Source organism: Pseudomonas izuensis (assembly GCF_002356535.2).
Taxonomy (GTDB): Bacteria; Pseudomonadota; Gammaproteobacteria; order Pseudomonadales; family Pseudomonadaceae; genus Aquipseudomonas; species Aquipseudomonas izuensis.
Map to the genome: position 1 here is coordinate 1,732,355 of NZ_AP017423.2, position 22,530 is coordinate 1,754,884.

Annotated in this window: 23 protein-coding genes; 18 read left to right on the forward strand and 5 right to left on the reverse strand. The window is 60.2% G+C overall.

What is annotated here, in order from left to right:
• Window positions 1-13: 13 nt before the first annotated feature.
• The 5 genes from LAB08_RS07855 (at window position 14) to LAB08_RS07875 (ending at window position 3,986) form a co-directional block, all read left to right on the forward strand.
• Window positions 14-1,009 carry a zinc transporter ZntB gene (locus LAB08_RS07855; RefSeq protein WP_096512755.1) on the forward strand — a complete coding sequence of 332 codons (996 nt, stop codon included), beginning with the start codon at window positions 14-16 and terminating at the stop codon, window positions 1,007-1,009.
• Between the two features lie 63 nt (window positions 1,010-1,072).
• Window positions 1,073-1,321, forward strand: a complete 249-nt coding sequence (locus LAB08_RS07860; RefSeq protein ID WP_008017601.1) for a hypothetical protein — start codon at window positions 1,073-1,075, stop codon at window positions 1,319-1,321.
• Between the two features lie 2 nt (window positions 1,322-1,323).
• Window positions 1,324-2,148: a mechanosensitive ion channel family protein gene (locus LAB08_RS07865; RefSeq protein ID WP_096512754.1), complete on the forward strand. Its 825-nt coding sequence runs from the start codon at window positions 1,324-1,326 to the stop codon at window positions 2,146-2,148.
• A 90-nt stretch (window positions 2,149-2,238) separates the two neighbouring features.
• A complete protein-coding gene (sigX, locus tag LAB08_RS07870; protein WP_075949123.1) occupies window positions 2,239-2,829 on the forward strand; it encodes an RNA polymerase sigma factor SigX in 591 nt (196 codons plus the stop codon).
• 107 nt (window positions 2,830-2,936) lie between these two features.
• Entirely contained in the window at window positions 2,937-3,986 is a 1,050-nt protein-coding gene (locus tag LAB08_RS07875) for an OmpA family protein (RefSeq protein ID WP_096512753.1), read from the forward strand.
• A 104-nt stretch (window positions 3,987-4,090) separates the two neighbouring features.
• Here the strand turns inward: LAB08_RS07875 and cobA are convergent, their stop codons facing one another.
• The 5 genes from cobA to LAB08_RS07900 all read right to left on the reverse strand — a co-directional run bounded on the left by cobA (window position 4,091) and on the right by LAB08_RS07900 (window position 10,023).
• Window positions 4,091-4,858 carry a uroporphyrinogen-III C-methyltransferase gene (gene cobA / locus LAB08_RS07880; protein WP_096512752.1) on the reverse strand — a complete coding sequence of 256 codons (768 nt, stop codon included), beginning with the start codon at window positions 4,856-4,858 and terminating at the stop codon, window positions 4,091-4,093.
• A 140-nt stretch (window positions 4,859-4,998) separates the two neighbouring features.
• Window positions 4,999-6,669: a bifunctional protein-serine/threonine kinase/phosphatase gene (locus LAB08_RS07885; RefSeq protein ID WP_096512751.1), complete on the reverse strand. Its 1,671-nt coding sequence runs from the start codon at window positions 6,667-6,669 to the stop codon at window positions 4,999-5,001.
• 7 nt (window positions 6,670-6,676) lie between these two features.
• Complete coding sequence (locus LAB08_RS07890; protein ID WP_096512750.1) at window positions 6,677-7,888, reverse strand: nitrate/nitrite transporter; 1,212 nt, start codon at window positions 7,886-7,888, stop codon at window positions 6,677-6,679.
• Between the two features lie 332 nt (window positions 7,889-8,220).
• Window positions 8,221-8,796, reverse strand: coding sequence for an ANTAR domain-containing response regulator (locus tag LAB08_RS07895; protein ID WP_096512749.1), 576 nt, complete (start codon window positions 8,794-8,796; stop codon window positions 8,221-8,223).
• A gap of 15 nt (window positions 8,797-8,811) precedes the next feature.
• On the reverse strand, window positions 8,812-10,023 hold the full coding sequence (locus LAB08_RS07900; protein ID WP_096512748.1) for a CmpA/NrtA family ABC transporter substrate-binding protein: 1,212 nt from the start codon (window positions 10,021-10,023) through the stop codon (window positions 8,812-8,814).
• Window positions 10,024-10,248: 225 nt separating this feature from the next.
• Between LAB08_RS07900 and LAB08_RS07905 the strand changes: the two genes are divergently transcribed.
• From LAB08_RS07905 to LAB08_RS07965, 13 genes are all read left to right on the forward strand, one after another.
• Window positions 10,249-10,983: a helix-turn-helix domain-containing protein gene (locus tag LAB08_RS07905; RefSeq protein ID WP_096512747.1), complete on the forward strand. Its 735-nt coding sequence runs from the start codon at window positions 10,249-10,251 to the stop codon at window positions 10,981-10,983.
• Between the two features lie 4 nt (window positions 10,984-10,987).
• Window positions 10,988-12,643: a type III secretion system outer membrane ring subunit SctC gene (gene sctC / locus LAB08_RS07910; protein ID WP_096512746.1), complete on the forward strand. Its 1,656-nt coding sequence runs from the start codon at window positions 10,988-10,990 to the stop codon at window positions 12,641-12,643.
• Entirely contained in the window at window positions 12,640-13,746 is a 1,107-nt protein-coding gene (gene sctW, locus LAB08_RS07915; protein ID WP_096512745.1) for a type III secretion system gatekeeper subunit SctW, read from the forward strand. The genes sctC and sctW overlap by 4 nt, the downstream gene beginning before the upstream one ends.
• A gap of 23 nt (window positions 13,747-13,769) precedes the next feature.
• The gene (locus LAB08_RS07920; protein ID WP_096512744.1) at window positions 13,770-15,821 is read left to right on the forward strand and encodes an EscV/YscV/HrcV family type III secretion system export apparatus protein; all 2,052 of its coding nucleotides are present in this window, start codon (window positions 13,770-13,772) and stop codon (window positions 15,819-15,821) included.
• 13 nt (window positions 15,822-15,834) lie between these two features.
• Window positions 15,835-16,242 (forward strand): InvB/SpaK family type III secretion system chaperone, encoded by a 408-nt coding sequence (locus LAB08_RS07925; protein ID WP_096512743.1) that lies wholly within the window; start codon window positions 15,835-15,837, stop codon window positions 16,240-16,242.
• The gene (gene sctN / locus LAB08_RS07930) at window positions 16,239-17,525 is read left to right on the forward strand and encodes a type III secretion system ATPase SctN (RefSeq protein WP_096512742.1); all 1,287 of its coding nucleotides are present in this window, start codon (window positions 16,239-16,241) and stop codon (window positions 17,523-17,525) included. Before LAB08_RS07925 ends, sctN begins: the two co-directional genes overlap by 4 nt.
• The gene (locus LAB08_RS07935; protein ID WP_096512741.1) at window positions 17,509-17,964 is read left to right on the forward strand and encodes a SpaM family type III secretion system protein; all 456 of its coding nucleotides are present in this window, start codon (window positions 17,509-17,511) and stop codon (window positions 17,962-17,964) included. The genes sctN and LAB08_RS07935 overlap by 17 nt, the downstream gene beginning before the upstream one ends.
• A gap of 374 nt (window positions 17,965-18,338) precedes the next feature.
• Window positions 18,339-18,854 carry a SpaN/EivJ family type III secretion system needle length determinant gene (locus tag LAB08_RS30275; RefSeq protein WP_254007505.1) on the forward strand — a complete coding sequence of 172 codons (516 nt, stop codon included), beginning with the start codon at window positions 18,339-18,341 and terminating at the stop codon, window positions 18,852-18,854.
• A complete protein-coding gene (locus LAB08_RS07945) occupies window positions 18,851-19,768 on the forward strand; it encodes a FliM/FliN family flagellar motor switch protein (RefSeq protein WP_096512739.1) in 918 nt (305 codons plus the stop codon). Before LAB08_RS30275 ends, LAB08_RS07945 begins: the two co-directional genes overlap by 4 nt.
• Window positions 19,761-20,420 carry an EscR/YscR/HrcR family type III secretion system export apparatus protein gene (locus LAB08_RS07950; RefSeq protein ID WP_096512738.1) on the forward strand — a complete coding sequence of 220 codons (660 nt, stop codon included), beginning with the start codon at window positions 19,761-19,763 and terminating at the stop codon, window positions 20,418-20,420. Before LAB08_RS07945 ends, LAB08_RS07950 begins: the two co-directional genes overlap by 8 nt.
• 9 nt (window positions 20,421-20,429) lie before the next feature.
• The gene (locus LAB08_RS07955; protein ID WP_096512737.1) at window positions 20,430-20,684 is read left to right on the forward strand and encodes an EscS/YscS/HrcS family type III secretion system export apparatus protein; all 255 of its coding nucleotides are present in this window, start codon (window positions 20,430-20,432) and stop codon (window positions 20,682-20,684) included.
• Between the two features lie 4 nt (window positions 20,685-20,688).
• Window positions 20,689-21,495 carry a type III secretion system export apparatus subunit SctT gene (gene sctT, locus LAB08_RS07960; RefSeq protein WP_096512736.1) on the forward strand — a complete coding sequence of 269 codons (807 nt, stop codon included), beginning with the start codon at window positions 20,689-20,691 and terminating at the stop codon, window positions 21,493-21,495.
• Window positions 21,470-22,504, forward strand: a complete 1,035-nt coding sequence (locus tag LAB08_RS07965; protein ID WP_096512735.1) for an EscU/YscU/HrcU family type III secretion system export apparatus switch protein — start codon at window positions 21,470-21,472, stop codon at window positions 22,502-22,504. Before sctT ends, LAB08_RS07965 begins: the two co-directional genes overlap by 26 nt.
• Window positions 22,505-22,530: the final 26 nt, after the last annotated feature.

Here is a 22,530-nt window from a genome sequence, read left to right on the forward strand (position 1 = left end):
CAGAGGAGTGCGGATGTTCGAGGAAGAAAACGCGCAATGGGGGCTGGTACATGCCCTGGTGCTGGACGGTAAAGGCGGTGCGCGTTCGATAGCCCGGACAGAACTCGATGACTTGCAGCTGCAGGCCCATGAAAGCCTGTGGCTGCACTGGGATCGCAGTCATCCGCAAACCCAGACCTGGCTGCGCAAAACCAGTGGTTTGAGTGAGTTCAGCTGCGACCTGCTGCTTGAGGAAAACACCCGTCCGCGTCTTTTACAGCTTTCGGACAGCGAACTGCTGCTATTTTTGCGCGGGGTCAACCTCAATCCCGGTGCCGAGCCTGAGGACATGGTGTCGGTGCGGATCTTCGGCTCTGCCCAGCGGGTGATTTCCCTGCGTTTGCGTCCATTGCGCGCCACGGAAGAACTGTTGGCGCAACTGGCGGAAGGCAAGGGGCCAAAAACCGCCTCCGAGCTCATCCTTTATATGGCGCAGTACCTGACCAACAAAGTGCAGGACCTGGTCAGTTGCCTCTCGGAAGTGGTCGATGAGGAAGAAGAAAAGCTGGATGCCGACGAACGGTACACGCCCGAGCATGGAGAGGTTCTGCAGATCCGGCGCCGGGCCGCTGCGTTGAAGCGGTTTCTCGCTCCGCAGCGCGATATTTTCGGTCAGCTGACGCGAATAAAGTTGCCCTGGTTCGTCGAGGACGATGGCGATTACTGGAACGAATTGAACAACAGCCTGACACGTTATCTCGAGGAGCTGGAATTGACCCGGGAGCGCGTGGGGCTGGTCCTGGAGGCTGAGGACCGACGTTTGAGCGTGCGCATGAACCGCACGATGTATCGCTTCGGGATCATCACCGGGGTCTTTTTGCCGATGAGTTTTCTGACCGGTCTTTTGGGGATCAACGTCGGGGGGATTCCGTTATCGGGGAGTCCTTACGGCTTCCTCGTTGCCTGCCTGCTGATGGTCTCGGTGGCGCTCGGGCAGTGGTGGTTGTTCCGACGTTTGCGCTGGGTTTGAACGTGATTCATGTGACCCGACCAAATTTGACCGCGTCTTTCACAGACATCACGAGAGGTGCGTATGCACGATCCGTTTGAACAGTCTTTGCGTGACATGCTCAATGCATCACCGTCCACCCGGGACGACGATGCGTGCCTTGGCCGTGTCCTGAAAACCGCCAACCGCCAGGTCGGTGCCGGCGATCTGTTCAGCCTGCTGGGCCGCTGGCTGCCCGCCCTGATGATCGCCCTGAATAACGGATCGGCCCACGTGGCGCCGGTGTCTCGTCTGCGTAAACCTACCGCTCGCACTGCTGATAAGGCTGATTGAATATGGAACTTGATCTCTGGACACAGAGCCTCGTCACTGCAATGACTGCGTTATGGACCAAGGTTGCGAACTTCATTCCAAACCTGTTTGGCGCACTGGTCGTGCTGCTTCTGGGGTTTGTCGTGGCCAAGCTGCTGGACACGCTGCTCTCCAAATTGCTCGCCAAACTGGGCCTTGACCGCCTGATGGGCGGTACCGGTCTGACCAAACTGCTGTCGCGAGCCGGCCTTCAAGTGCCGATTTCCACGCTGATCGGCAAAATCGTCTATTGGTTCGTTCTGCTGATTTTTCTGGTTTCTGCGGCAGAATCACTTGGACTTGAGCGAGTTTCAGCTACGCTGGATATGCTCGCGCTGTATGTTCCGAAGGTATTCGGCGCAGCGCTGGTGCTGCTGGTGGGCGTCTTGCTGGCGCAACTGGCCAATGGCCTGGTGCGCGGCGCCGCAGAAGGCGTAGGCCTGGACTATGCTTCCGGGCTGGGGCGAATAGCCCAGGGCCTGGTGATCATCATCAGCATTTCGGTCGCGATCAGCCAGTTGGAGGTCAAGACTGACCTGCTCAACCATGTGATCGTAATCGTATTGATTACCGTTGGTCTGGCGGTTGCGCTGGCCATGGGGTTGGGAAGCCGGGAAATTGCCGGTCAGATTCTTGCGGGAATCTATGTGCGTGAGTTGTACCAGGTTGGGCAACAAGTGCGTGTTGGCGAGGTCGAAGGGCAGATCGAAGAGATCGGCACGGTTAAAACCACATTGCTGACCGATGAAGGTGAGCTAGTCTCTCTTTCCAATCGGATCCTCCTCGAGCAGCATGTGAGTAGCCGCTAACCCGGCAAACCCTGCTAATGTATGCCGCCGCAAAATGCCTGCTGATGCTGGCAGCGGCGGACATTGACCTGACTGTCGGCCCGACTTGTTTTGAATAAAGCCCAATCGCTATCCATGCGCTACGACCCCCGCGAGCTCTCTGATGAGGAGTTGGTCGCGCGCTCGCATACCGAGCTGTTTCACGTAACGCGAGCCTATGAAGAACTGATGCGGCGTTACCAACGAACATTATTTAACGTCTGTGCACGATATCTCGGGAACGATCGCGACGCAGATGATGTCTGTCAGGAAGTCATGTTGAAGGTGCTGTATGGACTGAAGAACTTCGAGGGCAAATCGAAGTTCAAGACATGGCTATATAGCATCACGTACAACGAGTGCATCACACAGTATCGGAAAGAACGGCGAAAGCGTCGCTTGATGGACGCCTTGAGTCTGGACCCCCTCGAAGAAGCGTCCGAAGAAAAGGCGCCGAAACCCGAGGAGAAGGGTGGACTCGATCGCTGGCTGGTGTATGTGAACCCGATTGACCGCGAAATTCTGGTGCTACGATTTGTCGCAGAGCTGGAATTTCAGGAGATCGCAGACATCATGCACATGGGTTTGAGTGCAACAAAAATGCGGTACAAACGCGCTCTAGATAAATTGCGTGAGAAATTTGCAGGCATTGCTGAAACTTAGTTCGGCGCAAATATCTCTTACGCGTAGGCAAGTTCTGATAGACTTGCCGCCGAGTTGTCCCCCGGTTTGCGGGACTGCTTCACAATCACCAGATGGGGATTTAACGGATGAAACTGAAAAACACCTTGGGCTTGGCCATTGGTACTCTTATTGCCGCTACTTCGTTCGGCGCTCTGGCACAAGGCCAAGGCGCAGTTGAAGGCGAGCTCAACTACGGGAAGAAGTACAACGACAGCGTTAAGAACGTTGAAGACGGCTACACTCCTGGCGCCTCCATCGGTTACTTCTTGACCGACGACGTGTCGTTGAACGCGACCTACAACAATGACGACCACACCCGTTCGAACAACGGTACTGGCCATCAGAAAATCGAAGGCGACCAGTTCGGTCTGAACGCCCAGTACCACTTCAACAACGCTGGCGACGCTCTGCGTCCATACGTTCAAGGTGGTGTTAAGCACGGCAGCATGACCAACGTAGCCGCTGACGGCCACACCGGTCGTGACCAGTCGACTTTCCTGACTGCAGGCGGTGGCGTTAAGTACTACTTCCTCGAAAACTTCTTCGCCCGTGCTGGCGTAGAAGCCGACTACAAGCTGGACAACGGCAAGTGGGACTACATCCCGTCCGTAGGTCTGGGTGTGAACTTCGGTGGCGGCTCCAAGCCTGCTGCTGCTCCAGTTCCAGCACCGGCTGAAGTCTGCTCCGACAGCGACAACGATGGCGTATGCGACAACGTTGACAAGTGCCCGGACACCCCAGCCAACGTAACTGTTGACGCTGATGGCTGCCCAGCAGTTGCTGAAGTCGTACGTGTAGAGCTGGACGTGAAATTCGACTTCGACAAGTCGGTAGTCAAGCCTAACAGCTACGGCGACATCAAGAACCTGGCTGACTTCATGAAGCAGTACCCATCCACCACCACTACTGTTGAAGGTCACACTGACTCCGTCGGTCCTGACGCTTACAACCAGAAACTGTCCGAGCGTCGTGCAAACGCCGTTAAGCAAGTTCTGACCAACCAGTACGGTGTTGCTCCGTCCCGCGTTCAGTCTGTTGGCTACGGCGAATCCCGCCCAGTTGCTGACAACAAAACTGAAGCTGGCCGCGCTGTAAACCGTCGCGTAGAAGCGCAGGTTGAAGCTCAAGCTAAGTAATTAGCCCGCAGCTCTGAGAAAAGCCCGGCTTAGGCCGGGCTTTTCTTTGCCTGCGATTTGGTGTTTCAGCCCGGACCCGAAAAGATCGCAGCCTGCGGCAGCTCCTACATTGATCCTGCGTAGCGTCCTGTAGGCGCTGCCGCAGGCTGCGATCTTTTGATCTTTTCGTTGGTTGCCACCGCGCCGATGACCAATATGGCTGGGCTTTTCAACTCGAAGTCGTGGGCCGCTTCTTCCATCGACATCAGATCACTCCGACATTCCCGTTGGTGCGGTAGCGAGGCATTTTCGATCATCGCCACCGGCGTGTCTGCCGCCATCCCGCCGGCCAATAGTTGCTGACGAATTTCGCTGAGCTTGGCCACCCCCATGTAAATCACCAGGGTCGTACCGCTCTGGGCCAGCGCCTGCCAGTTCAGGCTGCTGCCGTCCTGAGTATGGGCGGTGACCAGTGTCACGCCGCGCGCCACACCCCGCAGGGTCAGCGGAATATCGCATTGCGTGGCGCCAGCGAGCCCGGCAGTGATGCCATTGACCAGTTCGACCTCAACCCCGCGCTCGCGCAACCACTGTGCCTCCTCACCGCCGCGCCCGAAAATGCACGGGTCGCCGCCCTTGAGTCGCACCACGCATTTGCCCTGGCGCGCGTAACGCAGCATCAGACGATGAATGAACGCTTGTGGCGTTGAGCGGCAGCCGCCACGTTTACCCACGGGAATGAGCCGCGCGTTGCCGCAATGCTCGAGTATGGCGTCATTCACCAGATCATCGATCAGCACGACATCTGCTTCGCTCAACGCCCGCACGGCTTTTAGCGTCAACAGCTCCGGATCACCGGGACCCGCACCGACCAGCCAGACTTTTGCATTCATCGTGTTTTCCTCACGGGAAATGGAATAAATCTAAAGATTTGCAGTGATGTTCAGTACGCCTTCGCGAGCAGGCTCGCTCCCACAAGGGAATGCATTTCAACTGTGGGAGCGAGCCTGCTCGCGAAGGGCGCAACTCGGTCTCAACCATGAAATACCGCAAACATCAGCGCCAGATTGATCAACAGCGACCCCAGTGCCAGCGTCCGCCACACCTTCAGCGGCTCGCGCTCCAGCAAGGGCCTCGGGCGTACGCTCAAGCTGCGGCGCTCACCCTGTTCCATCAGCAGCAACCATTCTTCGGCGGTTTCAAAGCGCTGGGCCGGATCCGCCGCCACTGCACGCTCAAGGCTAAGGTTCAACCAGTCCGGCAGGTCAGGGCGATAGCGGCTTGCGCTGACCGGTAATGCAAATCGTGGGCGCTGGAAAGCTTCGATTTCGCCGTAGGGAAAATGCCCGGTGAGCAGGTAGAACAGGGTCACACCGACCGCATACAGGTCCTGTTGCGGCGTCGGCGCTTCACCGCGAAATGCTTCCGGCGCAATGTAGCTGGGGGTTCCGGGGAGGGCCGAGGGCTGGTCTTCGGACAAGCCAGGGCACCAGGCGAGCCCGAAATCCAACAGACGCAACTCGCCGTCGTCTCCCAGCAGCAAGTTTTCCGGTTTGATGTCGCGATGCAGGATCTGCCGCCGGTGCAGCAGGCCAACGGCTTTGACCAGGCGTTCAGCCAGGTCCTGCCATTGGGCCAACGGTAACGGCCCGCTCTGCGCGTGCAGTTGCGCCAGGGTCGAGCCGGCGTATTCGCGCATCACGTAGTACAAATGCTGACGCTGACTGGCGGTATGGACTTCAGGAAAATGTCGCCCGGCCACCCGCTTGAGAAACCATTCCTCCGAGAGCAGGGCTTGTCCGGCCAAGTGATCATCACGAAGCACACCGGGCAGGGTTTTCAGCAGCCAGGGTTGTTGCTGACTGTCGCGCACCCGATAAAGGAGCGACTGCTGGCTCTGGCCGAGTATTGCTTCAACCTGCCAGCCTTCGAAATCCTGGCCCGGTTTCAGCGCCGGTGGCAGTGGCCATTGCTGCAAATGAATCAGCGCATCGCCGATGCTGGTTTCACCGAGGGCATCGACCCGCACCAGCAAGGCACTGGCGTTATCCTGGCTGCCGGCCAGGTGCGCAGCCTTTACCAGCGTCTGCGCGGCGCTGTCGAGGTCCGGTTGGTCGCGCAGAATCGTGGCAATCGCGGTATCGCCCAGCACCGCCCAGATACCGTCGCTGAGCAGCACAAAACTCTCGTCCAGGCGTAATTCACCGTCGAGAAAGTCCAGCACCAGATGCTGATCGAGCCCCAGTGCCCGCTTGAGCACATGCTGCATGCCCGGTTGATCCCACACGTGATCTTCACTGACCCGCTGCAATTGCTCGGCATGCCAGCGATACACCCGGCAATCGCCGACATGGGCCAGGGTAAAACGCTTGCCGCGCAAGACCAGGGCGCTGACGGTGGTCAGCAAGGGCTGCCCGCCGCCGTTGGCCTGCAACCAGCGGTTCTGCGCCAGCAGCAAGCGATCCAGGGCCTGGGCGACGCCCCAGGTCTCCGGGGTGGCGTAGTAGTCCAGCGCCAGTGCCTGCAACGTCGAGCGGGCGGCCAGGCCGCCATCGGCGCACTGGCTGACGCCGTCGGCGATGGCGAACAAGTAACCCTTGCTGGCGGCCAGCGCCGGGGCCGGTGTGACCAGGCGCAGGGCGTCCTGGTTCTCGTCTCGCGGACCGGTGGCGCTGGCTTGGGCGAAGCTCAGTTGCAGGCTCATGGCTGCGTCAGACCCGCGCAGCGGTCACGGCGGCCGAACCCCAGGTGGTTCTCCAGCGACGTTTCACGCCGTGCAGACCGAACCAGGCGAGGACGCCAAGGCTGGCGAACAGCCACAACGCCATCTGGTAGCTGCCGGTGCTTTGCTTGATCGCGCCCATGCCTGCCGCCAGGGCAAACCCGCCGATGCCGCCGGCCATGCCGATCAGGCCGGTCATCACGCCGATCTCCCGCCGAAAGCGCTGTGGAACCAACTGGAACACCGCGCCGTTGCCTGCCCCCAAACCGAGCATGGTGCAGACGAACAGTGCCAGCGCTGCAATGGAGCTCGGCAGGTTGAAACCCACGGCCGCGATGCAGATCGCCGCCACGGTGTACATCGCCAGCAAGGTGCGGATGCCGCCGAAGCGATCAGCCAGTGCGCCACCCAATGGACGCATCAGGCTGCCACCGAACACGCAGGCCGCCGTGTAGTAACCGGCCGTTACCGGGCTCAGGCCGTACTGGTCGTTGAAATAGCCGGGCAGGGCGCTGGCCAGGCCGATGAAACCGCCAAAGGTCACACTGTAGAAAAACATGAACCACCAACTGTCGCGGTCGCCCAGGGCCTTGAAGTAGTCGGCCATCGATTTGGCTTTCGGCCGCTCGGGGGCGTTTTTGGCCAGCCAGGCGAAGACGATCAGGGTCAGGATCAGCGGGATCAGGGCGAAGCCGAAGACGTTACTCCAGCCAAACGCCGCCGCCAGCACCGGTGCGATCAACGCGGCCAGTACGGTCCCTGAATTACCGGCCCCGGCGATGCCCATGGCCTTGCCCTGATGCTGCGGCGGGTACCACTGCGAGGCCAGGGGCAGGGCCACGGCGAACGAGGCTCCGGCCATGCCGAGGAACAGCCCCAGCAGCAGCGCTTGCTCATAGCTGTGGATGCCGAGTTTCCAGGCCCCGAACAGTGCACAAATGACGATCACTTGACCGATCAGGCCGGCGGTTTTCGGTGACAGGCGATCAGCCAGCATGCCCATCACAAAGCGCAATACCGCTCCGGCCAGGATCGGCGTAGCCACCACCAGTCCGCGTTGTTGGGTGGTCAGGTGCAAGTCACCGGCAATTTGCACCGCCAGCGGGCCAAGCAGGTACCAGACCATGAAGCTCAGGTCGAAATACAGGAAGGCCGCGAACAGGGTCGGGGTATGGCCGGATTTCCAGAAGCTTGAATTCATCGCGCACCTCAGCTGATAGGAGTCTCGAACGGGAGTCATGCAGGTGGGGCGCCGAAGGGCCGCACCACCGGCCCCGGGCTATGGGGCCAAAACAAAAAAACGCCGCTACCCGATTCGCCAGGGGCAAATGGGGTGAGCGACGTCTTTGTCGTGGGTGGGGCAACCGCCGTTGGTTACCTGTGGTGATTACTTAGCCAGATTTGTGCCAACAGCCGAAACCGTGGTGCACCCTACGCGAGCAGGCTCGCTCCCACAGGGGAATTGCGCCGTACACCAATCAACTGTGGGAGCGAGCCTGCTCGCGAAGGCGATAGAACATTCACCACAAGGCTTCAGCCAAGCAACTCACTCATGGCAATGATCTGCTCCGCCACCTGAATCAGCTTCTGCTGACGGCTCATGGCCTGGCGGCGCATCAGGGTGTAGGCCTGTTCCTCGTTGCAGTTCTTCATTTTCATCAGCAGCCCTTTGGCCAGCTCGATGCGCTTGCGCTCGGCCAGTTGCTGGTCGCGGGCGTGCAGTTGGGCGCGCAGGGCCTGGTCGCTTTCGAAACGCGCCATGGCCACGTCGAGAATCGGCTGCAAGCGTTGTGCGTGAATGCCTTCGACGATGTAGGCACTGACCCCGGACTTGATCGCCTGGCGCATCACGTCGGGGTCGTGTTCATCGGTAAACATCACGATCGGCCGTGGCTGGTCGCGGCTCACCAACACCACTTGCTCCATGACATCGCGGCTCGGTGACTCGGTATCGATCAGAATCACGTCCGGACGCACCGTTTCGACGCGTTCGGGCAGGTCAATGGTCAGCCCGGACTCGTCGATCACCTCGAAGCCGGCTTCGGTCAGGGCCGCTTTCAGGCGCCCGACTTTTTTCGCGGTGTCGTTGATCAGCAGGATACGCAACATATTCGCAGTCTCCTGTCAGTGGCTGGCGATAAGGGGCGAGTTGTCGCTCATGGCGTGCAGTTTGAAGCTTCGGGCATAACCGGCCGGATCAGAGCCGTCCCAGACCTTGCCGTCGATCAACTGGCTGCTGCGCATTTCCGTGCCCAACGCGGCGACTCCGATGGCACTGGCGGCCTCCCGGTACACCTCCAGTTGCTGGACCTGTCGGGCCACCGCGAGGTAGTCCGGGTCGTCGCGCAACAGCCCCCAGCGGCGGAACTGGGTCATGAACCACATGCCATCGGACAGGTACGGCAAATTGACCGCGCCCTCACCGTGGAAACGCAAGGCGTGCGGGTCTTGCCAGCGATTGCCGAGACCGTCGGCGTACTCGCCCAGCAGGCGAGGTTCGATGCAGTCGAGCGGGGTGTCGAGGTACTGCGGCGCGCTGAGCAATTGTGCAGTGCTGCGGCGATTTTCGACGCTGTCTTCAATGAAACGGCTGGCTTGCAGGATTGCCATCACCAATGCCCGGGCGGTATTGGGGTATTGCTCGACGAAGGCGCGGGTGCAGCCCAGGACTTTTTCCGGGTGGTCGGGCCAAAGGGTCTGGGTCGTCGCCAGGGTAAAGCCGAGATCCTGTTGCACCGCGCTGGCGGACCAGGGCTCGCCAACGCAGAAACCGTCGATGCGGCCGGCTTGCAGGTGCGCGACCATTTGCGGCGGCGGCACCACCACGCTGTCGACATCCTGCAACGGATGGATGCCCTGGCTGGCGAGCCAGTAATACAGCCACATGGCATGGGTGCCGGTGGGAAAGGTCTGGGCGAAGGTCAGTTTTGGGCGAGTTTGGTGCACGTGCCGGTGCAGTGCTTCAGGACCGGTCACGCCCAGGCCCTGCAAGCCACGAGAAAGATTGAGGCTCTGGCCGTTCTGGTTCAGGCCCATGAGCACGGCCATGTCGGTCGGAGCCACGCCACCGATGCCCAGGTGCACGGCGTAGATCAAACCGTACAGGCTGTGGGCGGCGTCGAGTTCGCCGCTGACCAGTTTGTCCCGCAGATTGGCCCAGGATGGCTGGCGCTTGAGGTTCAGGGTCAGACCGTAGGGCTGGGCGAAGCCCTGGGTGGCGGCGACGACCACCGAGGCGCAGTCACTCAGGGCCATGAAGCCCAGATTGATTTCGGTCTTTTCCGGGGCATCGCTGCCATTGACCCAGGCCAGAGGGCCGGCGGACGGTTCGTTCATCGCGTATTCACCTTGCAAAAAAAACGTCGTACCGGTGGCCTTGCACACGCAAGTCCGGTCACGACGTCATTGTCCTGGCACTCACACCGTCGTTGGCGCGGGTGCTGATGCCTGAACGGGTGCAAGGCATATGCCAGCCGGGGTTTCATCAGCTTTTCATCAGGATTCAACGCGCCATGTCTTTCATCCTGCCGGCCCTTGATCGTCAGGCCGAAGGAGGTTGGCGTGCACATCGAATCTCTACGCGACACGCATTTCCCGGATGCCCGTTCCAGCGAGCGGGTGCTGCATCTGCGTGTCAGCGAATCCCCCGTGCAACTGGTCTCGCAACAGTGCGCGACGGTCGGCTGCCTGCCGACAGGTTGGGAAGGGCTGATTGCGATGAGCGGTGCATTCGAGGCGCACGGCAGCATGCAGGCGCTGCCGATTGCGCAAGCACCGTTGGTGAAGTTGCAAGTGTTCATCGATCTGGGGAACGCGCTGAATGATCAACGGCCTGGCCCGGCTCCCTGGGCGGCATTGCCGGTGGCTTACCCCACCGTTCAGTGCGAGCGCGCGCTGGAGCGCTGGTACATCGAACAGTCCATGGTCGGTGGTGTGGCCTACCAGGCCTTTGCCAGCGTGTTGCGTCATACCGAGGGTTACGGACTGGTGCGCTTTCTGCTGGAACAGGGCACCCACAGCGAAAAGCTGACGACCCTGGCGCAGCGTTATGGCGTCTCTGTGTCGCATTTTCGCCGACTGTGCCGGCAGGCACTGGGTACGGCAGCCAAGCCTGCCCTGCGCGGCTGGCGGACGGCCCAGGCGCTGTTGAACATGAGTCTGCAGGGCGGTTCCCTGACGGATGTGGCGCTGGAGTTCGGTTTTGCCTCTTCTTCGCATTTCTCCAAGGAAATCCGCGAACTGGTGGGCTTCACGCCCAGCAGCCTGGCCGACATTACCTATTTACCAGGCAAGTGAGCCGATGAACCGCCTAATTCACTCTTTGTATGTTTTGCCCTTCTGGCTGGGTGCCGCGTTAATCATCGTGCCGTTGCCCGCGCAGGCCGATATCTATGAATTCGAGGCCCGCGAACAGAGCGCGCGGACTTTTTTCAGCGAGTTGTCCGGATCGCTTGGCAAGCCGGTCATCGTCAGCAAGGCCGCTGCGGCCAAGCGCATTTCCGGTACGTTCGATCTGCGTAAACCGCAACAGACCTTTGAGCGAGTCAGCTTGAAAATGGGTTTGATCTGGTACACCGACGGCCAGGCGATTTACCTGTATGACGCCCCGGAAATCAAAAGCTCGATGGTGTCACTGCAAACCCTGACGGTGGCCAGGCTTCAGGCGTTTCTTGAGCGTTCCGGGTTGCACGATGTGCGTTATCCACTGCGCCATGACGGTCTGCGTACTTTTCATGTGTCGGGTCCGCCGATGTATGTCGACCTGGTGGTGCAAGCGGCCGGGATGATGGATAACCAGCGTTCGGAGTTGTTGCTGGGCAAGCAGCAGATCGGTGTCATCCAGGTACACAATACCTTTGTCAGCGACCGCAAATACGAGCTGCGCGATGACAAGGTGACCCTCCCCGGACTGGCCACCGTGATCGAGGAATTATTGCGTGGCGAGAAGCGCGAGGTCGAGCCGTCGGTAGCGCACGCCCCTGCACCGCGACCGCAGGGGTTGATGCCGGCGTTTCCCCTGGAAGGCCTGGCGACCAGCCCGTTGGATCGGGACCCGGCAGCGCCGCGCATCCTTGCGCGGGACGTGGCCGCCGGAAACATTCGGGTGGTGGCCTATCCGGATACCAACAGCCTGCTGGTCAAGGGGTTGCCGGAGCAAGTGCGTTTTATCGAGAACCTGGTGAGCGCGCTGGACACGCCGAAACGACATGTGGAGTTGTCGCTGTGGATCATTGATTTGCACAAGGACGAACTCAACCAGCTGGGCATCAACTGGCAAGGCGCCGTGAATACGGGCGGGAAATTTTCCGCTTCCCTCAATGCCGGCTCGGCGACCACCCTCGATGGTGCGTCGTTCGTGACCCAGGTCATGGCACTGGAACGCACCAACCGGGCGAATGTGGTGTCGCGGCCGGTGATCCTGACGCAGGAAAACGTTCCGGCGATCTTCGACAACAACCGCACGTTTTATGCCCCGCTGGTGGGGGAGCGCAGTGTCGATTTGCAGCACGTGACCTACGGCACGCTGGTGAGCGTACTGCCCCGTTTTGCCCAGGCGGACGAGGTCGAAATGTCGCTCAACATCGAGGACGGCAACGAAGTCGAAAGACCTGATCAGGACAAGCCGCCGGGTACATTGCCAACGGTCGGCCGCACACGTATCAGCACGGTGGCGCGGGTGCCCCAGGGCAAGAGCCTGTTGGTGGGTGGTTTCACCCGCGATGACAACAGTGAGCAAGTCGGTCGCATACCGGTTCTGGGTTCGATTCCGTGGGTCGGGCGCTTGTTCAGCTATCGGCAGAACCGTTCGGCCAACACGGTGCGGGTGTTCTTGATCCAACCCAAGGAAATTCGCAACGCACTGGAGCCCACCACGGCAGAGCCGGCTACACGATTGCTGACCCCGGAGCAGCACGAGCGTGTGCGCCGGTCCTATTTTCGGGCAGCCGTACAATGATTCTGCCATCGATTTCCACGGGCGGGCGAGCCGCCCAGGCACGGCTGAATGCCGAGAAGGCCGCCGAACATCCACAGCCTCAGGCGGATGCAGACATCGATCTCGATGACAGCGGTACGGCGGCTGCTGTCGGGCGTTTTGTGCAGATCAGCGATGAAATGTCGGCAGCGCTGGCGCAGTTCCGTGGCCGACGGCACATCGAACTAAAATCCGACACGCTGGCCGATAATTTCGAGCGGGTGCTGGACGACGACACGGTGCCCAAGGCACGGCAGATTCTCAACCTTGCGCGGCTGACGGACAAACCTGTCACCTGGCTACTGCAAATGGTGCGACATCTGTTCCCCGACGATAGCGACCTGGCGTTGGTGCTGCGGGAACTGTTGCGCCGAAAAAAGCTGGAAACGACTACTCGTCAACGACTCGAAACGTTGTTGCAGACGGTGGTTGCCCAAGGCTCCCCCAAGCGTATGAATGCCGGGATCAACACTGCCCTCAAAGCCCGGATGTTCGGTAAAAGCATGGCGGTGCGCGCAGCACTGTTGCGCGAGACCTACCGCGATTTTCTCGAGTCCGACGAAGGCCCGGTCGATTGCTATCAGGACTGGATTGCGTTGTACGGGCCACTCCAGCGCAAGAACGTTCTGGTCTTTATCGAAGCGGCGTTGCTCACCGACATCAGCGCCCAGGACCCGAGTTGCTCGCGCGCAGAATTTGGTCATCTGCTGGCCCGGGTGAACGACCTCAAGCGCCTGCGTTCGGCCGATGACTTGTTCATCGGCAGCCTGCTCGGTGACGCGCTCATCTGTCGGCATAACCCCCACGAGCCTGACTGGCTGGTGTTCCTGCTCGGCGTGTTGGCCTACCCCGATGAGCTCGATCAACTGTTGCTCGGCGCATTGGGCGAGCGGGTGCTGCTGAGTCCGCACCGTGAACGCTCGACCGTGCTGCAGACGCTGCGTCGGCACAGCCTGCAATTGCCGACGCCTCTGTTTGCCGACGAAGAAGCGCCGGTGCGCCTGGCCCAACAGTTCATGCGGCTGGCCGACATTGCCTACGCCCACGAATGTATCGAACAGCGACGTCTCGGCGGTTGCCCGTGACTTTTTTGCGGAACTGACCTGCCATGCTCAATGTGTTTTTGCGAAACGTCGGCGCTCGTCCGGAGCTGCTGATCCTGACGCTGATGGTGATGATCATCGCCATGCTGATCATTCCACTGCCGACGGCGCTGGTGGATTTTCTCATCGGCCTGAACATCGTCATTTCGCTGCTGGTGTTCATGGGCTCGTTCTACATCGAACGCATCCTCAGCTTTTCGACATTCCCGGCCTTGCTGCTATTGACCACCTTGTTTCGCCTGGCACTGTCGATCAGCACCAGCCGCCTGATCCTCAGTCAGGCCGATGCGGGGGAGATCATCGCGTCGTTCGGTGAGTTCGTGATCGGCGAAAGTCTGGTGGTGGGTTTCGTGATCTTTTCCATTGTCACCATTGTCCAGTTCATCGTGATCACCAAGGGCTCGGAACGGGTGGCCGAAGTCGCGGCGCGCTTCTCGCTGGACGGCATGCCGGGCAAGCAAATGAGCATCGACGGTGACCTCAAGGCGGGCGCCATCACCGCCGAGGAGGCCAAGGAAAAGCGCAGCGTGCTGGAACGTGAAAGCCAGTTGTATGGCTCGTTCGACGGCGCCATGAAGTTCATCAAGGGTGATGCGATCGCCGGCATCATCATTATCTTCGTCAACTTCATTGGCGGCATGGCCATCGGGGTCGGGCAGATGGGCATGGACATGTCTACGGCCTTGTCGACCTACACGCTGCTGACCATCGGCGATGGTTTGGTGGCACAGATTCCCGCGTTGCTGATCGCCATCGGCGCCGGGTTCATCGTCACCCGTGTAAACGGCGACGACAGCAACCTGGGGCGCAACATGCTCGCGCAAATGCTCGGGCATCCGTTCGTGCTGGGGGTGACGGCGCTGCTGGCGGTGGGTGTCGGCCTGCTGCCCGGTTTTCCGCTGCTGACCTTCCTGCCCATCGCCGCTGCCCTGGCGCTGGTGGTGTTCGTCCGGCAACGCAAGGCTTCCAGGATGGAAGGGCAGGGTGACAGCCGTCCGGCCCCTGCGCAGGGGGATGCCATACAGACCGGATCGGGCCTGCTCGATGACGTCGACAACATTGCCACCGAAACCGTCGCCTTGATGTTGCTGGTGCCCACGGCGCGGCTGGAAGAACTGAACAAGGCCCGCTGGGCCGCGCGTTTTCGCAGCCAGTTTTTCGTCGACTACGGGTTGCGCATTCCGGAACCGCAGCTGCGTGCCAGCGAGGCGTTGCCGACCCATCAAGTGGCGGTGCTGATCAATGAAGTGCGCGCCGAGCAGTTCGATATCCATTTTGATCACTGGCGCCTGCTCGACTATTCGCCAGAGCTGGAGCCCCTGGGTTTTGCCCTGGTACGCGGCAACGACAGCAACCGTCTGGGTGGTGTCTGGGTCAACGCCGGCGACAGGGAGCGGGTGCAGCAGCTGGGGTATCACCTGCGTCCGGCGGACGAGGAATGCTATCGCTGCCTGGTCACGCTGTTGGCGCGCAACATCCAGGAGTTTTTCGGGGTGCAGGAAACCAAGCAGTTGCTGGACGAAATGGAATCGCGCTACCCCGATTTGCTCAAGGAAGTCTATCGCCACGTCACGGTGCAAAAGATCGCCGAGGTGCTGCAGCGGTTGATCGGCGAGCGCATTTCCGTGCGCAACATGAAGCTCGTTCTCGAGTCGCTGGCGCATTGGGCATCGCGGGAAAAGGACGTGCTAGCACTGGTCGAGCACGTTCGCGGCGCGATGGCCCGCTACATCAGCAACAAGTTCGCCCAGGGCAATGACTTGCGTGTGCTGCTGTTGTCACCGGAGTTCGAGGAGGTGGTGCGGCGGGGCATTCGACAAACCTCGGGCGGCAGTTTCATCAACCTGGAACCGGCGGAGTCGGAGGATTTGATGGACCGACTGACTGTCGGTCTGGACAGCGTGCACATCGCGCACAAGGACATGGTGTTGCTGTGTTCGGTCGATGTAAGGCGCTACATCAAGAAGCTGATCGAGGGGCGGTTCCGGGAGCTGGACGTGATGTCGTTCGGCGAAGTCTCCGAGACCGTCTCCGTCAATGTCATCAAGACGCTGTAAGGAAAACCTGTAAATGATGCCAATGGATATTGCCGACCTGTTGCGCGAAGCGCTGCGCCACAGTGGCTGCATGGACAGCCAGATCGGACACTTCGACAGTCACAGCACCATTGAAATGCAGATGAAGGATTTGCCCAATATCAACGTCGGTCATGTGGAAGGAGAGGTATGGGTCTGGGCCGCGGTGATGGAGATCGGGCCTCTGCAATTGGGCCGTAGTGCCGACCGGTTGTTGCAGATTTTACTGCAAGGCTGCCCTTGGTCCCGCAGTGGGCAGTTGCATCTGTGCGAGGTAGAAGGGCAGCTGGAACTGCGGCTGATGTGCAATCAGCAGGCCCTCAGCGAAGCCGGCAAGTTCGCCCAGGCCCTGGACCACTTTGTGGCGGTGGTCGAAGAACTGTGCGGCATTCTGCGCCTATGACCGGGCGACTGGAGCGAACGGCTGCCCATCCCCTGCGACTGAGCGGTCCATTGGTCGAAGCCGCGCTGAGCAATGTGGTGATCGGCGAAATTTGTGAAGTGCGTCGCCATTGGCGCTTGCCTGAAGTGTCGGCCAGGGCGCAGGTCATCGGCTTCAAGCCCGACGCCGTCGTACTCAGTTTGCTCGGCGATGCGAAAGGCTTGTCCAGGGAGTCGATGATTGTGCCCACGGGCTCGACCCTGCAATTGACGTGCAGTGATGCCTTGCTCGGCAGCGTGGTCGATCCACAGGGCACTATCGTGGAGCGTCTGGCACCTTCAACCGCGCTGGCTCAGCGCGACTGTCCGGTGGATGCCGACCCGCCGTCGTACCAGCAGCGGCGTCCGGTTGTGGACTCGCTGCGCACGGGAATTCGCGTCATCGACGGCTTGCTGACTTGCGGGGTCGGCCAGCGCATCGGCATCTTCGCCGCCGCCGGTTCCGGCAAAACCACGTTGATCAACATGCTGATCGCCCACACCGATGCCGATGTTTTTGTCATCGGCCTGATCGGTGAGCGCGGGAGAGAAGTGACCGAGTTCGTCGAACATCTGCGCCAGTCCGAGAAGCGCTCCCGCTGTGTGGTGGTGTATGCCACATCGGACTTTTCTTCGGTGGATCGCTGCAACTCGGCCCTCCAGGCCACGGCCATCGCCGAGTATTTTCGTGATCAGGGCTGGCGTGTGGTGTTGTTGCTGGATTCGTTGACACGTTATGCACGTGCCCGGCGCGACCTGGCCTTGGCGGCCGGTGAAGCACCGGCGCGGCGCGGTTATCCGGCCTCGGTGTTCGATGCCTTGCCGCGTTTGCTGGAAAGACCCGGTATGACCGCTTCCGGCAGCATCACTGCCTGGTACACCGTCCTGCTGGAAAGTGATGATGAACCGGACCCGATCGCCGAGGAGATCCGCTCCATTCTCGATGGCCACGTTTACCTCAGCCGAACCCTGGCGGCCAAAGGTCACTATCCGGCGATCGACGTCTTGCGCAGCGTCAGTCGCGTGGCGACGCAAGTCACCACGCCACAGGTACAGCAACTGGCGGCGTCCACCCGGGAAACGCTGACACGTCTCGAACAACTGCAGATTTTTCTCGACATGGGCGAGTACACCCAGGGCGTGGACGCCGCCAACGACCGCGCGCTGCAACGCCGTGACGCCCTCGACCAGTGGTTGCGACAGCCCACCGGCGAACGATGTGAACCAGACGAAACCTTGAGGCGCTTGCATGAGCTTATTACCTGATCGACGACGCCTGTTGGCGTTCAGTCAGTTTCGTCGGCAACGGGGCGAACAGGCCGTGCTGCGTACACAGCAGCAACTGCAACCGCTGTTGCAGGAACGGGCCGGATTCGAGGGGCAAGCAACAGCGCTGCAAAACCTGTTGGCCAGCCATCGCGCCAATGACTGCATGCTGGATCACGGGCAACTGCTGGCGCTGTTGCGGCGGCAGGCGGTCATCCGTCGGCAGATCGATCTGTTGCGGGTCGAGCGTGATCGCGTCGACCAGCAGTTGCGACAGATTGAACAAACGTTGCAAGAGCAGCGCGAGCAACTGTGTTTTCTGCAGTGCAAACATGACAAGTACGAGCGGTCTGTCCAGCAGTTGTTGCGTGCGCAACGGCTTGAGCAGGTGCGTCGGGAAGAACGAGAGGTCGAAGAGATGAGCGGAGTTCGGCGATGAAAGAGGTATCTGTCATTTCACTTCTGCCGATTCAGGTTCCGGACCCCGTGTCCGAAGATGCCATGGATGAGCTGCTGGATCCGCTTGTACCGGCGCAAGAGGATGAGTTGCCGCAAGGTGTATTGGAGCTTGTGGCGAGTTTGATCCGGCTTCATCGACCGGCGATGGAAACGGTTCACCCGGTAGCCTGGGAATCATTGGCTTCCCCCCGGAGAACAACCCATGTTGAACGTGAGGGAATACGGGCTCCCACTCCGGTGACGATGCCTCACCCACCAGCGGGCCCATTGCTCGGCAAGCCAGTACACCGTCCGTTGCCACAACCCATGGTTCCTGTCGCTGCCTTCATCGACAAGGTGATAGCGCCAACACCCATGAACCTGCTCCCTTCGATTGCAGATGAACCGGTGTTGATTGAGCGCCCAACGGTCGAACCACGACAGGCCGAGCACATCGCCAGTTCCAGTACGCCGCCGGCATCCACCTTCGATGAGCAATTGCCCGAATCCTTGTTGAGCCTTCAAGCCCCGCGCCATGGGTCGCAGGTTGCACGAGCTTTCACCCCTTTGCCTGTGTCGCTGCAACCGCTGCCAGCGCTCGACGTAATGCTTGAAACCCTGCCTGGCCCGGACAAGGGCTTGCTGCAGGTGCCGTTCAACAAAGGCGCTGCCAGCGGGCAAGTGACGATCAGCCGCGTGCCGGACGAACCGGCCCGGAACCTGCAACTCAGCCCCAGCAATGTCCTGGTGTTCGAGCAACTCAAGGTGCCCTTCGAGCTGGCTCGAGAACCTGCCTGGCGACTGACAGACAGTGGTGGCGAGCAGCAGCGCCAGGGTTCCCGTCAGTCGCCGGATGACGAGCAGGCTGAACAGTCCGAGCATCCTGCATGAGCGCACTGACATTGCGCCGGATCGACGTTCAAGCGCATGCCTGTGCGCAAGCGGTTCAACGATGGCGGTGCACAGGTGTGGGCGCGGGTTTGGAACGTCTGCAAAGGCAATCCGGTTATTTGCGTTTCCGTGCGCAAGGTGACGGCGGCGACTGGCGGGGGCTGATCGTGGCCCGCGACTGGTTGCATCACTTGCTTCCAGAGCTGCAGTCGCTGCTGGCGGTCGAGTGCCCGGTGGCGAGCATCGCCGGGTTGTTTCGGGCCGTGCCACGGCCCTTGCCGTTGGCTGTGGAGGCGTTGCACTACCGGGCGCTTACCGACGTCGAACTCGTCGACCCGAAGGAATTGCCCACCCACGACGTGCCGTGGCTCGACACGCCAGGGGGGCGAGTGTGGTTGACGCAGTTGCCCCCGGCACGCGCCGCTCACATAACCCTCGGCCCCGAGTGCTGGCTGAGCGAATTGCCGCTGCGCCTGGAGCTGATGCTGGGCGTCAGTCACCTGAGCCCTGCAAGTCGGACTCGGCTGAAAGAGGGCGATGTCCTGCGGATCATTCAGCGCACTCACCAGTGTTGGCTGGCGGATCGATGCCTCGGCGTTTTCACGTTTCACGAAAAGGGAATACACATGCAATCGACCATGGTCGAAGCCAATCAACAGGACACGCCGGATCCCGGGATTGACCTTGGTTCTTTATCGGTGCGCCTGGAGTTCGTACTCGCCAGCCAGCAAATCGATCTGGCCTCGTTATCGCAGATCATCGAAGGGCAACTGATCCCGCTGGCTGACGATGCCGCCCATCACATCGAGATTCGCGCCAATGGCAAGTGTGTTGCCCGTGGAGAACTGGTGCAACTGGAGGAGCAATTGGGCGTCGAGTTGCTAGAGGTTTACCGGAACATCCGCAATGAATGACGTCTCGCTGATCGCGCTGCTGGCATTCGCGTCCTTGCTGCCGTTTCTGGTGGCGGCAGGTACCTGCTACATCAAGTTTTCCATTGTCTTTGTCATCGTGCGCAATGCCTTGGGGTTGCAGCAGGTGCCGTCGAACATGGCGCTGAATGCGATTGCTTTGATGCTGGCGATTTTCGTAATGACGCCGGTGATGAAACAGGGTTATGGCTATTACAAGTCCGAAGCGGTGGCCTTCACCGATATCGAGTCGGTGGTGAATTTCGCCGAGAACGGTTTGGGTGGCTACAAGGACTATCTGCGCAAGTACACCGACCCGGAGCTGGCGCTGTTCTTCGAGCGGGCCCAAGCGGTTCACGATGAAACCGAAGTAGACCTGCCTGCCGATGAAGAACTCGCGCCCTCGCTGTTCGCACTGTTGCCGGCCTATGCCCTGAGCGAAATCAAAAGCGCCTTCAAGATCGGCTTCTATCTGTATTTGCCCTTCGTGATCGTCGACCTGGTGATCTCCAGCATCCTGCTGGCGCTGGGCATGATGATGATGAGCCCGGTGATCATCTCCGTGCCGATCAAACTGGTGTTGTTCGTCGCGCTGGACGGCTGGGCGTTGCTGTCGACCGGGTTGGTCAAGCAATACCTGACCTTGCTGGTGTAGGGGGCAATCATGAACGATCTGGTCTATGCCGGTAACAAAACCCTGTACCTGATTCTGTTGATGGTGGCCTGGCCGATCATCGTCGCCACGGTGGTCGGTCTGGTGGTCGGCTTGATTCAGACGGTGACCCAGTTACAAGAACAGACGCTGCCGTTCGGTTTCAAGTTGCTGGCGGTGGCGGCGTGCCTGTTTCTGCTCTCGGGCTGGTATGGCGAAACCCTGCTCGATTTCAGTCGTGAAGTCATGCGTCTGGCGTTGAGTTAGGCCGATGTCGGTCACGTTGTTTTTCGACCTGTACGCGTTGTTCGCCGCCGCGATCCTGGGCGTTGCACGGCTGGCGCCGATTTTTTTCATGCTGCCGTTTCTCAACAGCGGGGTGCTGACCGGGGCGCCGCGCCAGGCCGTCATGGTGCTGGTGGCGCTGGGGTTCTGGGCCTATGTCAGCGTGCCGTTACCCGCCCTCGACGGGTTGGCGTTCTTTGGCCTGGTGCTGCGCGAGGCCGGTATCGGCGTATTGCTGGGATGCCTGCTGTGCTGGCCGTTCTGGGTGCTGCACGCCATGGGCAACCTGATCGATAACCAGCGCGGAGCCATGCTCAGCAGCACCGTGGACCCGGCCAACGGCGTTGACACTTCGGAGTTGGCGAACTTTCTCCAGTTGTTCGCCGCCGCGGTCTATCTCGAAGGCGGCGGTATGCTGTTAATGCTCGAAACCATAGGCCACAGCTACCGGATCTGTGCCCCGGCGAACGGCTGCGAAGTGCATCTGCAACCGATCCTGAGTTTGTTGGATGCACTGGTGAGCAAGACGCTGGTCATCTGCGCGCCCGTGGTGGCCACGCTGTTGGTCAGCGAGGCGCTGCTGGGTTTGCTCTCGCGCTTTGCACCGCAGATGAATGCGTTTTCGGTGTCGCTGACGGTCAAGAGCCTGGTGGCACTGGTGGTGCTGATGCTGTATTTCGGCGTGCACCTGCCGGACGAAGTCTTGCGCATGGGCATGAAGTCCGGGGCGCTGGAGCACTATCTGGGGGCCGAAGGGGAGGGAAGCGATGTCGTCCAGCGCCTCGAAGACTGAGAAGCCCACAGCCAAGCGTCTGCGCGATGCTGCCCGCAAGGGGCAGACCTTCAAGGCCAAGGATCTGGTCATCACTTGCCTGACCCTGTGCGGTATCACTTACATGGTGTTCAACAGTTCGCTGATTGAAATCATGGAAGTCTATCGACGCATCATTGCCAGCGATTTTGATGCCGACCTGCAAAAGTATTCGGCGATGTTGGTGGTGGTGGGGTTAAAAGCGCTGCTGCCGCTGTTGGTAGTGTGCGTCTTGACCAGCGCGTTGCCGGCGTTGCTGCAAAGCGGTTTTACCCTGGCCAGCGAAGCTTTGAAGCTGAACCTCGGGGCGTTGAACCCGATCAATGGTTTCAAAAAACTGTTCAGCCTGCGCACGGTCAAGGACACCGTCAAAGCGTTGCTGTACCTGGGCAGTTTTGCCCTGGCGCTGTGGATTGTCTGGAGCACGCAACGGCGATTGCTGTTTGCCCAGCTGTTTGTTCAGGCACCGGAGCTGTTTGCGATCTGGGGGCATTTGCTGCTGGTACTGGTGTTGGCATTTCTGGTTTGTGTCCTGTTGATCGTCGTGCTCGATGCACTCAGCGAATACGCGTTGTTCATGAAAGATCAAATGATGGACAAGGACTCGGTCAAGCGCGAACACAAGGAGCAGGACGGCAATCCGCAAATCAAGGGCCGTCGCCGTGACCTGCACCGGGAGTTGCTGTCGGAACAGATCAAATCCGACGTGCGCAGCTCGCGGATGATCATTGCCAACCCGACCCACATCGCCATCGGCGTGTATTTCCGTCCGGAAATCACCGTGCTGCCGTTCATCTCCCTGATGGAAACCAACCAGCGAGCCCTCGCAGTGCGGGCTTACGCCAAAGAGGTCGGTGTACCGGTGATCAACGACATCGCCCTGGCCCGGCGGATCTTCAAGACCCACCAGCGCTACAGCTTCCTGCAAGTGCAGGAAATCGAAGAAGTGCTGCGTCTGTTGATCTGGCTCGAACAGGTCGAACAAGCCTGATCCCAACTCTTGTCCTTGTAGGAGCG